Raw genomic sequence first — 13,730 nt, 5'->3', positions numbered from 1 at the left:
CATCATAATGATTGAACTGCTGCTTGTAGATGATGAGGCCTATGTGACGCTGAGCTTAGAGAAGACCATTCCATGGGAAGAGCTTGGCGTCAGCAAAGTGTACCGGGCCGAGTCCGCTGCCGAGGCGCTTGCGATTATGGAGGCAGGCGACATTGATATTTTGGTCACGGACATTCGGATGCCGGGGATGGATGGTTTGCAACTGATCGAACAGGCGAAGAAGCACTGGCCGGATTTGCGCTGCATTTTAATGACCGGCTATTCCGATTTCCAATATGCGAAAAAAGCGCTCCAATTGCAGGCATCCGATTATATTTTGAAGCCGGTGGACGATAAGGAATTTGTGCGCAGCCTGATGAATACGATCGAGGAGCTGAAGGTGGAGTGGGAGCAGGCGGAGCAATACCATCAGCTCGTTTACAATATGAAGTCGGAATATGGACTGCTGCGGCGCAATTTGCTGCATGATCTGCTGCTAGGCCGCCAGCTGTCGGACACGACGATTGACGCCAAGCTGGCGCAATACGAAATTCCGCTGCGGCTTGATGCTCCTTCTGTCATTTTGCTGATTCAATACAGCAATCCTTATGATGAAAGCAACCGCAGCAGCATGGAACTCATGGAATATGCGGTCGGCAATATCGGCGAGGAAGTGTTCGCCGAGCATATGAACGTATGGTATGGCAAAGCGCCGCATAATTGCCTCATCTTCGTCGCGCAGCCAAATGAGGAGCAGCAGCGGCTGCTGGAGTTTTCGCCGGATTACAAAGGACAGCGGCGGGCGATGCTGGAGCAGGCAGTGGACGTCTTTAGGCGGCAAATCTCCCATTTTCTCCGTTCGGAAGTATCGCTCATTATTTCCGACTGGTTCTCCTTCCCGAGCGGCATGGCGAATGCGTACCGGACGGGGATGAGCGTCTATTTATCGAGCGCGATTCATGAATCGGGCATTGCCGTCTATTTGGAAAGCCATCAGGCGGAGCCGGAGACGCGAGTGAATCTGATGGAGGCTTTGTATAAGCCGCCTACCCTTATTCATTTGCTGGAGTCCAAGCAGTGGGACACGGCGCTGCTCAAAATCGATGAGGTGTTCGGCAATTTGGAGCAGGTGAAGTTTTCGCGGGAGCATCTGTATGAAGTGTTTCTCTCGATTACGAATGCTTTTATGTATACGGCCCATAAACAGGGACAATTTATTTATGAAATTGATCATGCGGGCTTCGACATGCTGCTCGACCACACCGTAATTCATTCGCTGGACAAGCTGCGAAATTGGTCGACGGATATGCTGGAGCGCTTGCGCACGGAGCTGTCCAGTACGGAGGAATATGCCAAGAGCAGCCTGGTCAAGCAGGTGCAGGAGCTGGTGTCTGCAAGCCTTGGCCATGATACGTCGGTGAAGACGATTGCGGACAAGGTGTTTTTGCATCCGGTCTATTTGTCCAAAATTTATAAAGCCCAGACTGGCGAGAGCATCAGTGACTATATTACCCGGATGCGAATGGAGCGGGCGCATTATTTGCTGAAGCAGACCAATAAGAAAATTTATGAAATTACTTCGGAGCTGGGCTATCAGAATCCGCAATATTTCAGCAAAATCTTCCGCAAGCATTATGGCATGACGCCGCAGGAGTTCCGCGACCAATAGCAAAAAACGAACAGGTTGCCAAAGGTGCAGAAATGTTCGGTTATTGTCATATGACTTCCCCAGCAATGCTCCTATAATAAAGTCATAAACAATTGCAACACACAGTTGGAGGGGGAAAAACAAAAATGATTAGCGCTTACAAAAAGCAGCTGCTGCTCGTACTAAGCCTCATTCTCGTTGTCGGCCTGCTCGCAGCATGCGGCAAGGACAACACAGGAACAGGCGAGGGCACGAACGCAGGAGCTTCAACAGGAAATGAATATAAAGAGAAATATGATCCGCCTGTTACATTGACGACCGTATGGGGTGTAGCTCCTGAGGTGAAATATAAAAATGGTGAAACGATCGAGAACAACGTAGCGACAAAATGGGCCAAGGAGCAATTCGGCATCGAGATTAAATCGCTGTGGTCGGTAACGGACACGAACAATGCGTTAGCTACAAAGCTGCGCCTGGCTATGTCCTCGGGACAGGATATGCCGGACGTGCTAGTTGTCGGCAATAACGATCCGCAGCTGGTAGCTGATTTGGTCGATTCCGGCTATTTCCGCGAAGCTGGCGACCTGTTTGACCAATACGCAAATGACACTTGGAAAAAAGCGATGGAGCTTGACCCTAACGTATGGAATCCATATATGCGCGATGGCAAAAAAATGGGCATCCCTGTATTGGATTACGCTTATAACAACGACTACCTGTTGTGGATTCGCCAAGATTGGCTGGACAAGCTGAATATGAAAGCTCCGACAACGATTGCCGAGCTGGAAACGGTGATGGAAGCTTTTAAAAACAACAATCCGGACGGATTAGCTCCAGATAAAGTAACGCCGCTTAGCATTGGCTTCAAAACGAAGCTGAGCAGTTGGATGGGCGACCCATCATGGATTTTCGGCGCTTACGGCGCGATGCCAGAGCAATGGAATGTCGGGACTGACGGAAACCTGGAATACGGCTCTATTAATGCAGGCATGAAGCAGGGCCTTGAGAAGCTTTCGGAATGGAGCAAAAAAGGCTTTATCCCTAAAGAAGCAGCTCTATGGGATGAGAACAAAACAGCTGAGCCAGCAGTTGCAGGAACAGCGGGCATTATTCCTGGACCATACTGGATGAGCGGCTGGCCGCTTGTCGATACGGCGAAAAACGTGCCAACGGCAAAATGGACGCCGATCGCGCTGCCAAAAGGTCCTGACGGCAAAGCGACAAGCCATGGCACGCCATTTTCCAGCGCTGTTATTTTGATCAACAAAGATATTAAGCATCCTGAGGCTTTGTTCACTTATGAGAACTGGATGTTTGACAACTTCGCAAACCCTGCGAAGGGCAGCCCGCTTGAGGTTGGCATGTTCAAAGGTTATGACTATGATGTTGATGCCAATGGCAACACGCTTTATCAAGATGATATCCCTGGAGGCTATATCAACATTGTTCGTTATTTCCTCGTTCGCGATGGCGCCCGTATTCCAGATGCGCAAATGACAGCTCTGCTGGCGCTGGCAGATGGCAAGGAGCCGGAGACGAAGCTGGAGAAAGACATTGCCAACAGCTTTGGCAAACAAACGCCAGAAGCGGCGAAGGTGCTCATGTCCCAGAAGGATGTTGCGCTTATGAACATGTTCACGGGCCCTACAACGCCGACGATGAAGTCGAAAATGGATTACTTGAAAAAAATCGAGCTTCAAACGTTTAACGAAATTATTTACGGCACGAAGCCGATTGATGCCTTCGATACATTCGTTGCCAACTGGAATAAATCCGGCGGCGAGCAAATTACGAAGGAAGTAAATGAATGGTATGCATCTGTAAAATAGTGCAAGTCAGCAAAGCAGTCTGCCCTCGGCAGGCTGCTTTTGTTTTTATGAGAGTCTCCTGTGAAAAGTAGTTGCAATAGTGCCATCAATGTTGGTTCCGTCATGTGTTCAGGCGGTTTGGGGCGTTGCTATAATTGAGGTAATTCATACAAATGCGTTCAGGAGGATACTACAATATGAGGCAGCTAAAGCGCCACTGGCCGTTCCATCTCATGATTTTGCCATCCCTAGTTTTTCTGATTTTGTTCAGCTATTTGCCAATGGCGGGCATTGTTATGGCCTTCCAGGACTTTAAGCCCCGGCTGGGCATTACAGGCTCGGAATGGATCGGTCTCGATAATTTTCGCTACATGTTTGAGCGGGAGGACAGCCTGGAGGTTATTTGGAACACGCTGGTCATTGCGGTTTTGAAAATCATTTTTAACCTCGCAGCTCCATTCACCTTTGCTCTTTTCTTAAATGAGGTGCGCAAAGAGCTTTTCAAGCGTTATGTGCAAACGATGGTTTATTTGCCCCACTTCCTGTCATGGGTCATTCTGGGCGGTATTTTGATCGACATATTGTCTAGCGATGGCGGTTTCGTAAACCGGATTCTGGGCATGGTCGGGATCGGGCCGATCTTCTTCCTTGGAGAAGGCAACTGGTTCCGCTTTACGGTAATTATATCCGAGGTGTGGAAGGAGTTCGGTTACGGAACGATCGTCTTTCTGGCAGCTCTCTCGAACATCAATCCTTCGCTGTACGAGGCGGCTGAAGTGGATGGCGCAAGCCGCTGGAAGCAGACGCTGCACATTACAATGCCTTCAATGGTGCCGATGGCGATTGTCGTGGGTACGCTGGCACTCGGCAACATTTTGAACGCGGGCTTTGACCAAATTTTCAACCTGTATAATCCGCTAGTCTACGATAAAGGCGACATTATTGATACGTTCGTTTATCGCACAGCGATTATAAGCGGGGAAATGGGCTTTGGAACAGCAGTCGGATTATTCAAATCCATTATCAGCATGATCTTGATTTTCGTCTCATACCGCATGGCCTATAAATGGGCAAACTATCGAATTTTCTAAGAATGGAGCGAGCCTAGAATGTACCACAAAACACTGTCATACCGCATATTTTCTATACTCAATAATACAGGGCTGCTGTTTATCTCGCTCCTGTGCATTATCCCGCTTGTTCATGTATTGGCGATTTCGTTCAGCGCAAAGTCGGCGGCTGATGCCAATATCGTTAATTTGTGGCCGGTAGATTTCACTTTGGAGGCTTATCGCAAAACGATCGACAACCCGATCTTTCTAAACTCGATCTGGATATCTATCATGCGGACGTCCATTGGCACGGCGCTTACGCTGCTGCTGGCGTTTATGGCAGCCTACCCGCTTTCCAGAGAAAGCACAAGCTTCAAGGCACGTTCCTACTACTCCTGGATTTTCGTCTTCGCGATGGTCTTTAACGGGGGGCTTGTTCCCTTCTATATGATGATCCAGAATTTGAACCTGATGGGCTCCTTCTGGGCACTGGTACTTCCCGGAGCGGTTAATATTTATTTAACGATCCTGATGATGAACTTCTTCCGGGGCATTCCGAAGGAGCTGGAGGAAGCGGCTATGATTGATGGAGCGGGCCACTTCCGGGTACTGTTCACGATATTTCTGCCGGTATCCAAGCCAGCTATTGCAACACTCAGCCTATTCAGCATCGTATTCCATTGGAATTCGTGGTTTGACGGCCTGCTGTACACAGAAGGCGTTCACCAATATCCGCTGGCAACCTTTCTGCAAACGGTCATTATTTCACGCGACATGAGCTCCATGAGCCTCGATCCCGTATCGCTTGCCTTGATCTCGCAGAAGACGGTTAGTGCGGCGCAAATTTTCATCGGTGCTCTTCCGGTCCTGATTATTTATCCGTTTTTGCAAAAGTTTTTCGTTAAGGGCCTCGTTGTAGGCTCGGTTAAAGAGTAGCGTGACAAAGGTAATCGTGTGGGTTCTAGAAGATGTACGGGAGGCTGTTTTCCGGAAACGGAGAGCAGCCTTCTTTTTGCGGCAACGCGGTTTCTCGTCATTTCGGATTACGGGCTTGCGTAAGGCCAAGCAGGCCGGGTTAGCGGCTTTTTTCCTAAAATAACGCATTCCCGTCCGTCGTCTCTATTTTTACTGGGCCGTTAAAATGAGCGGTCCGTCCGCCGTAACTGCGATCGTATGCTCATATTGCGCCGACAGCTTGCCGTCGGCCGTTCTCGCCGTCCACCGATCGTCGTCAATCTTGATACGGTACGTACCTTCGTTGATCATCGGTTCAATCGTGAACACCATGCCTTCCTTTAGCCGAATGCCTTTGCCGGCTACGCCGATATGCTCGTAGCTTGGCTCCTCGTGCAGGCTCCGCCCGATCCCGTGCGCCAGCAGATCGCGTACGACCGAAAACCCGCTTGCTTCCGCATGCTGTTGAATCGCCGACGTGATGTCGCCAAGCCGGCCACCGGGAATTGCCCTGGCGATCCCCAGTTCCAAGCATTCCTTGGTCACCTTCATTAATTTTTGCGCCTCCGGCCGGATATTGCCCACCGCATAGCACCAGCACGAATCGCCGAACCATCCGCCGTATTCCACAACGATGTCGAGCTTCAGCAAGTCGCCGTCCATAACCACCTGATTCGAAGGAATGCCGTGGGCGACCACATCGTTGACCGAAATGCAGGTTTCGGCGGGGTAACCGTTGTACCCTTTCGTAAACTGCTTGCCGCCCAGCTTGGTGATGTGTCTGGCAACAAAGTCATTGATTTCTTGGGTGGTGATCCCAGGCTCGATCAGTTTGGACACCTCGCGATAGCAGTCCACAACGATTTGGCTCGCCGGCTTCATCTCTTCGATTTCCCTAGGTGATTTTAGTATGATCATCTGTAATTATTCGCTCCTTATCCATTCTATAATTTTAATAACCGGGCGATATCGCCAGCCTCCTCGTGCAGCCTTCCGCGGCGAAGCGAAATCGAGGCGCAGCCGACCAAGGCGGCCAGCAGCATTTCCGCGCGCTGTAGCTGATACGGCGGCTCCGCCGCGTTTCCGCCGGAAGCGGCAGCCCCGTCCGGCTCACGCCCGGTTTCCAGCAGCGCGGCAAGCGGCGCCAGCACCTCACGATGAAAGGCGGCCGAGAGCGTGGCCGAGCGCGCTTCTGGCAGCGAGGCAAAGTTCTCTCCGGCCATCTTAAACAACAGGTAAAGAGCGTGGTCCTCCGCCCATAGCTGCAGCAGCCGTACGCCTGCGGCGGCAACGGGACCAAGCTCTGCGGCCGCGGCTGTTTCGCTGCTTCCGCTTCGGGAATCTGCGGAAGCCGAGTTCCCGGTGTCCTCCGCAGCAGGCAAGCCGAAATGCCCGCCCGCTGGAGCCTTCCCCGAGGCCGAAGCGCGGGAGGCCTCTATCGTTGCCTCTAGTGTTGCCTCTAGCGGGGCTACCAGCCAATCCCCGGCCCGCTCGAACGCATCCCATAGCAGATCTTGAAGCAAATCGCCCTTATTGCTGTAATAATGGTATACCGTTCCATAGCCGAGTCCCGCTTGCGCGGCTACATCGCGGATTTCCAGTAAAGGGCCCTTATTCAAAAACACATCGGCCGCGGCTTTCCGGATTTGCGCCAGACGGCGCAGCCGGATCTCATCGTTTTGTTCCTTCGTGCGTGGAGTCATCTCGTCCGTTCACCTCTTTTATTTTTGACCTACTGTTATGTCAATATAAAACATCGGCTTGCGAATAACAAGTGATTAGCCGAAATTCTCGTTAATGCTCGGGATGGGGCTTAAGCGCGTTATTTCAGGATTTTTCTAATCGATAGTATTTGAAGTGTCTGTTTGCGCAGGTTTTGCTTATGAAAACCCTATGAATGATAGCGCTACCAAAATTCGGAATGTGCGGCGTCAAACAGGTTGCATAAAATGCTGGAATGTTGCTTTTGGTATGTATATCGTTTTTCATAAAATCGCTTACAATTAGATGAAGCATGGAGAAACAATATAATCAAGGGAGAGGTTTACATGAAAAAGGGGAAAGGGTATATCAGCCTCGTGCTGGTCGTAGCGCTGTTTATGACGCAAATGGCCTGGCCGCAAGCGGCGGTAAAGGCAGCTGCAGCAAATTTGGCGCTTGGCAAAATCGTTACAGCAAGCCAAGAATATATAGATCCGCAGTGGGGGCAGCCGAAGGAATACGCGGTCGATGGCAATCCGGATACGGCATGGAGCGCAGCTAGCGCTGTAAGTCCGACACACTGGCTTAAAGTGGATCTGGGCAGCGAATATGATCTTTCTGGTGTGGAAATCACCTGGAAGGAAGATGAAATCGTCAAGTATATCGTCGAGGTATCGCCGGACGATGTGAACTGGACGGTCGCTGCCGATAAATCGGCTAATGCGGCAAAGCAGCAGACGGCAAGCCTTGCATTCGAGGCGGACAGCATGCGTTATGTGCGCGTCACGATTTCTTTCTATGCAGGTAGCGGCTGGTGGCCGGGCATTAAAGAATTAAAGGTAACAGAGAAGGAAATGGTGAAAAGTCCAGCGGACATTACCGGCTATGATGCGGTGAATATCGAAACCTACAGCGGCACGGCTCCTAGCCTTCCGGCACAGGTGAATGCAGCATATGCGGACGGCAGCTTTGGGCTCGTCAATGTCGCATGGGACGCTGTTGACCCGCAGCAATATACAGGTGGGGGCAGCTTTGAAGTAGCAGGAACGGTAACGGGAGCGAGCGTGCAGCCGAATGCGTCTGTCACGGTGCTGGGCTATCGCGACGATTTTATTCGCGGGGTGGATATTTCGACGCTGACCGCAATTGAGGACAACGGCGGAAAATATTACGACAGCAATGGCGTGGAACGCGATTTGCTGGACATTTTGAAGGACCGGGGCGTGAACTACGTCCGGCTGCGGGTGTGGAATGATCCGCAAAACTCGGGCGGCTACAATGATAAGGAAGATGTGCTTAGACTTGCCAAGCGAGTGAAGGCGAAGGGGCTTAAGCTGCTTGTCGATTTCCACTATTCGGATGACTGGGCGCATCCGGGCCAGCAGGTTCGGCCTGCGGCGTGGAAAAACCTGACGATGCCGGAGCTGGGCCAAGCGGTATACGATTACACGTACGAGGTTATTTCTGAATTGCAGGCAGAAAATGCGATGCCTGACATGGTACAGATCGGCAATGAAATCAACAGCGGCGTGCTCACGGGCAAAGGCGGCTCGGTTAATTTTGACGATCAAGCGCTGCTGCTGAACAGCGGTTCGTCGGCTGTCCGCGCCCTTCCTGGCGGCGATGATGTTCAAATTATGATTCATCTTGCTGAAGGCGGCAAAAATGCGACCTTCCGTTATTTCTTCGACGGCATCAATGGCAGAGTCGATTACGACATTATCGGCTTATCCTATTATCCGTTCTGGCACGGTACGCTGGAAGCGGTGAAAATTAATATGGACGATATGGCGCTGCGATATGGCAAGGAAGTCGTTATTGCCGAGACGTCGTATCCGTTTTCGTACAAAAATGGCGATGCCCATGAAAATATTATTAACTCCGACCAAAAGCTGAAGACGGGCGGAGCGAAATGGGACGCGACCGTTCAAGGCCAATATGATGCAATTCAAACGATTATGGATTTGATCTCCAATGTGGAAAATAACAAGGGAGCCGGATTTTTCTATTGGGAACCGGCATGGATTCCATCGAATGTAGGCTGGATTGCGTCTGAGGGCGACGCATGGGAAAATCATGCGATGTTTGATTATGACGAATATCCAGCAAACGGCGGATACGCCTATAAGGGCTATGCGCTGGATTCCTTGAACGTTTATAAGCATGGATTGACGGCAGTCCCGGCAGATCGCCAGCATTTGGCGGCCGCAATTGCTGAAGCCAAGTCGCTCGTAGAGGCAGATTTTACGCCGCAGAGCTGGCCGCAGCTTGCACCTGCTATCGCTCAGGCGCAGCTCGTTCACGATCAGGCGTATACGCCTCAAGGGGTAACGCAAGCTGAAGTGGATGCGGCACAGGCGCAGCTGGCTTCCGTTGTCGCTGGGCTTGAAGTGGTTCCGGCGGACAAGGCGGCGCTGGCAGTGCTCATTGCCGATGCAGAAGCGAAGCAAGAGGCGGACTGGTCGGCCAAAAGCTGGCAGGCGCTGCAAAGTGCGCTTGCTGTTGCACGGACGGCGTCTGGTGATGCAAGAGCTACGCAAACGGTTGTCAATCATGCGGTTGCCGGATTGCAGGCCGCGCTGAATGGTTTGTCGAACGTGGACAAAGGCACGCTCGTCACCACTATCGTATCGGCAGAGCAGCTCGACGGTGCGGAATATTATGCGGCCGGCTGGGCTGTGCTGCAAGCTGCATTAGCGAATGCGAAGACGGTCAACAATGATGGCCAGGCTGTTCAAACGGCGGTTGTGGCTGCGACGGAAGCACTTGCCTCCGCGATTCAAGCGCTTAAGCCTTTGCAGGATATTGCAGCGTTTAAAGCAGCAACTTCTTCCAGCAACGCCGGCAGCGGCGGCGGCAAGGCCAACGCTCCAGAAGGGGCAGTCGATCAAAATGAAGGCACTTCGTGGGGGACAGATAAAGGGGCTGGCAGCTGGTGGATGGTCGATCTGGGCCAAGCTTCGCTAGTGAAAAAAGTGGTGCTCAACAAATGGGCGGGAGTTGTCCATTATAAAGTGGAAATTTCTGATGATGGCGCAACATTCCGTACAGCAGCGGATACGCAAACGCTGGCCATGCCTTCGGACAGCCATAAGCTGACGGACAATAATACGGGCCGTTATCTCAAGGTGACGATTACCGAAGGCCAAGGCTGGGTCGGCATGATGGATTTCAAGGCATTCGGGCTGGCTCTGGCTGATAAGGCCGAGCTGATTGCCGCAATTGCTGAAGCAGCTGGCTTGACGCAAAGCCATTATACGGCAGGAAGCTGGTCCGTGCTTGCCGAAGCGCTGGCTGCAGCGCAGCGGGCAAGCGCTGATCTGGAAGCTGATCAGGCGCAGGTAGCTGCGAGCGCAGCAGCAGTGACAGCTGCGATTGCCGGGCTGGAGGTGGCGACGGAGGAGCCAACGCCAACGCCAACACCGACGCCAACACCAACGCCAACACCAGAGGAGCCGACACCGACAGTACCTCCGGTAACGCCAACGCCAACACCGACGCCAACACCAACGCCAACACCAGAGGAGCCGACACCGACAGTACCTCCGGTAACGCCAACGCCAGAGGTTCCGACACCGACAGTATCTCCGGTGACGCCATCACCAGAGACGCCGGCACCAACGGCATCTCCGTCGACGCCGGGCACGTCGACGCCGGCTGCTCCGACGGCGAGCCCGCAGCCAACAGCAGCGCCATCGGCTGCTGCTGTAATTACAATCGCGAACGGCTTGCCGGATGCTTCCGGCAAGCTGGTCGCGACAGTCGCCGCCAGCGAGCTGGGCAAGGCGGCGACGCAGGCGAACGGGAACGACGTCACGATTCGCGTCGTTCCAGCAGCTGCACCGCAGCAGGCAGTCGTACAGCTGCCCGCGGCTGCTATTAAAGAGCTGACCGATCACAATGTGCCGGTGCTGCATGTATGGCTGGACGGCGTACGAATTAGCGTCGCCGTCGAAGCCCTTGCCAGCGCAGCGGCGCAAAACACCGCCGCCATGCTGGCCTTCACAGCCGAGAAAGTTGACTCGGCTGCCCTAACAGCGGAGGAACGCGCGAAGGTTGGCGCGAATCAAGTTTACGATTTGAAGCTTGTCCATGATGGCAAGCAAATAACATGGAACGAAGGGCAAGTGGAAGTAGCCTTGCCGTACACGCTGAAAGCAGGCGAGCAGCCGCATCAGGCAGTCGTTTATTATTTGAATAGCAATGGCGGTTTGGAAGCTGTCCATAGCAGTGTGTATCGCCAAAATGATCAAGTAATCGTATTCCAGGCGGCACATTTCAGCCGTTATGCAGCGGCTTATGCAGACGTTTCGTTTAATGATATCGCGCAATACCCTTGGGCGAAGATTGCAATTGAAGGCCTTGCTGCCAAAGGCATCGTTCAAGGCACGGCAGCAGGCAAATTCCAGCCAGCGGGCAGCGTTACCCGTGCACAGTTTGTGCATATGCTCGTTCAGGCGTTCGGCTTTGCGAGCAAAGACGGCGCTTCAACGAAGCTGAGCGATATCAAGGCTGGAAGCTGGTATGAGCAGTCTGTCCTTGCCGCAGAGCAGAACGGCATTATTAAAGGAAGAGCGGATGGCTCCTTCGGCATCAACGCTTCCATCACGCGAGAAGAGATGGCGGTTATGCTGTACCGCGCTGCGAAGCAAAGCGGATTCGCAGCAGATGCAGGGGCGGCGCAACCTACGGGCGCAGCAGCCTCCTTCACGGATGCCGAGCAAATCTCGGATTATGCGCAGGAAGCAGTAGCTGCCATCAAGCAGCTGGGGCTGATTTCCGGCATGGGCAATGGCGCTTTCGCGCCGCAGGCAACGGCAACTCGGGCACAATCCGCAGTCGTAATTGCCAAGGTGCTTTCAGTATTATACGAATAACAACAAAGCCTGCTAGGCTGCAAATAAAGACGGTGTTTCAGGTCGATAGCGACCGGAACACCGTCTTTTTGCAAGTAATCCGAGCGCAAACGAAGGCCGTTGAAACACTCTTTTTTCCTCCCAAGAACAATCCGCCCTTAAAAAAGGGAACAGCTTTATTGCAAATGAAATATTCAGCGGGAAGCGGTTAGAAAGACAATTAGAAAGGCAATTAGAACGGTAATTAGAACGGCAAATAGAAAGTCATTTACTGCCGACAGGCATAGAAGGAAGCCTGGCCCTGCGCACATGCCAAAAAGACCGAGCCGCTTGCGATAACAAGCGGCTCGGTCTTTAAGCTTTTACAAAAGAAAGTTATTTTGCAGCGGCCATTCGATTAGTCAAGAACTGCTGTAATATGCTCGGACGTGATTGCCCAGTGCGTAGCGCTCCAAACCTTCTCTTGATTTTGGATGAAAATAATTTGCGGCGACTCGTGCTTAACCGATGTATCTTCAGCGATTTTGTTTGATACTGGGCGAGATTCGATGACCTTTACAAGGACATAATCGGTATCCTGACGCGGATTGGCGTCCAGGTAGGCTGTGAACTCGCGGTGTGCGTTCGCGCTGACCGGGCAAGTCGTACTATGCTTGAAAACAACCAGGGCACGGTCTTTCGAGCCTTCCAAAGCGGCATCCCATTGCTCAGCTGAATCTATTTCACGATATTGTGTCATTTGTAACACTCCTTTTGTCTGTTAATCAATAATAGATATTAGCTTACTTCCCTTTATTGTACCCTTCTCCGCGCAAAAAGTCATCTTGCCTTTTAATTGGGCAGGGTGCAAAGAGAAGGATTGACGAGGCTGAGGGGTTAAGCTATATTATAAGCATTAAATGATGTATACAACATTTATCGTTAAAGGCTTCAAAGGTTATCAAACGCTAAACCTCAAACCTCAAAACCGCAAAACAGAAGAAAGAATGGCCAAATGCAAATCCATGCTAAATGGAGCCGCCATTTGCTGTGATTTTAGCAATGAGGCGATTTTTAGAGTCCTCCAGATGCTCACGAATAACCGCGCGCATTTGTTCCGCATCGCCAAGCTTTAGGACAGCAATGATGTTCTGATGCTGCTTAATGGCGGCAGCTACCATTTCTTTGCTGATAAGCGAGCTGCTTGCAGCGATGAAACGATAGTTCATCAGGCTTTTATAGATGGCTGCATTATGGCTGTTTCGCCCAAGCTGCATGAATTCCAAATGGAACAGCAGATTGTAGTCTTTCTGCAAATACTGATCGAGCGGAAGGGCTTCAAGCTCGCTTAGTGACAGCTCGACAATGCTTTCCAGCCTGCTAATTTCTTCATGAAGCTGTTGCTTCGTGCAGGAGCTGAGCTTGTCCACCACCCAAAATTCCAGCATCATCCGCGTATCGGTAACATTCATTACGTCTTGTACTTCAATAGCATTGACGAAGGTGCCGACCTTGGATACCGTCTTCACAAGACCATCCATTTCCAGACGGTTTAAGGCGTCGCGAATCGGCGTTCGGCTAACGCCAAGCTGGGCAGCCAGCTCAGGAATGAGCAGCTTCTGATTGCCGAGAAATTCACGGCGGATGATTTTTTCCTTTAACAGGTTATAGGTTTTGTCCCACAGGTTAGAATTATCAATTTTCGGCAAATCCATATTGCAGCACCACGCTTTCAACAGTTTCTTCTTAAATC

General features: G+C 51.7%; 9 protein-coding genes. 5 read left to right on the top strand and 4 right to left on the bottom strand.

Annotated features, from left to right (window positions below; genetic code table 11):
* Positions 1 to 7 precede the first annotated feature (7 nt).
* The 4 genes from BBD42_RS06475 (at position 8) to BBD42_RS06460 (ending at position 5,423) form a co-directional block, all read left to right on the top strand.
* Positions 8 to 1,648 carry a response regulator gene (locus tag BBD42_RS06475; RefSeq protein ID WP_099517503.1) on the top strand — a complete coding sequence of 547 codons (1,641 nt, stop codon included), beginning with the start codon at positions 8 to 10 and terminating at the stop codon, positions 1,646 to 1,648.
* Between the two features lie 125 nt (positions 1,649 to 1,773).
* Entirely contained in the window at positions 1,774 to 3,456 is a 1,683-nt protein-coding gene (locus BBD42_RS06470; protein ID WP_099517502.1) for a type 2 periplasmic-binding domain-containing protein, read from the top strand.
* A gap of 176 nt (positions 3,457 to 3,632) precedes the next feature.
* Positions 3,633 to 4,526, top strand: a complete 894-nt coding sequence (locus tag BBD42_RS06465) for an ABC transporter permease (protein WP_046231689.1) — start codon at positions 3,633 to 3,635, stop codon at positions 4,524 to 4,526.
* Between the two features lie 18 nt (positions 4,527 to 4,544).
* Positions 4,545 to 5,423, top strand: a complete 879-nt coding sequence (locus tag BBD42_RS06460) for a carbohydrate ABC transporter permease (protein ID WP_046231688.1) — start codon at positions 4,545 to 4,547, stop codon at positions 5,421 to 5,423.
* A 189-nt stretch (positions 5,424 to 5,612) separates the two neighbouring features.
* Here the strand turns inward: BBD42_RS06460 and map are convergent, their stop codons facing one another.
* Together map and BBD42_RS06450 are read right to left on the bottom strand one after the other, a co-directional pair.
* The gene (map, locus tag BBD42_RS06455) at positions 5,613 to 6,359 is read right to left on the bottom strand and encodes a type I methionyl aminopeptidase (RefSeq protein WP_099517501.1); all 747 of its coding nucleotides are present in this window, start codon (positions 6,357 to 6,359) and stop codon (positions 5,613 to 5,615) included.
* Positions 6,360 to 6,385: 26 nt separating this feature from the next.
* Positions 6,386 to 7,144: a TetR/AcrR family transcriptional regulator gene (locus BBD42_RS06450; RefSeq protein WP_099517500.1), complete on the bottom strand. Its 759-nt coding sequence runs from the start codon at positions 7,142 to 7,144 to the stop codon at positions 6,386 to 6,388.
* Positions 7,145 to 7,489: 345 nt separating this feature from the next.
* On the opposite strand from BBD42_RS06450, the gene BBD42_RS06445 reads away from it, so the two are divergent.
* Positions 7,490 to 12,019 carry a glycosyl hydrolase 53 family protein gene (locus tag BBD42_RS06445; protein ID WP_099517499.1) on the top strand — a complete coding sequence of 1,510 codons (4,530 nt, stop codon included), beginning with the start codon at positions 7,490 to 7,492 and terminating at the stop codon, positions 12,017 to 12,019.
* Between the two features lie 376 nt (positions 12,020 to 12,395).
* Here BBD42_RS06445 and ytxJ read toward each other — a convergent pair whose 3' ends face one another.
* On the bottom strand, positions 12,396 to 12,737 hold the full coding sequence (ytxJ, locus tag BBD42_RS06440; protein WP_099517498.1) for a bacillithiol system redox-active protein YtxJ: 342 nt from the start codon (positions 12,735 to 12,737) through the stop codon (positions 12,396 to 12,398).
* A 268-nt stretch (positions 12,738 to 13,005) separates the two neighbouring features.
* On the bottom strand, positions 13,006 to 13,692 hold the full coding sequence (locus tag BBD42_RS06435) for a GntR family transcriptional regulator (protein ID WP_172455419.1): 687 nt from the start codon (positions 13,690 to 13,692) through the stop codon (positions 13,006 to 13,008).
* Between the last annotated feature and the right edge of the window lie 38 nt (positions 13,693 to 13,730).

It is taken from the genome of Paenibacillus sp. BIHB 4019 (assembly GCF_002741035.1).
Classification (GTDB): Bacteria; Bacillota; Bacilli; order Paenibacillales; family Paenibacillaceae; genus Pristimantibacillus.
The sequence above is the reverse complement of the archived record's forward strand: the minus strand, read 5'-3'. Positions and strand labels throughout refer to the sequence as shown.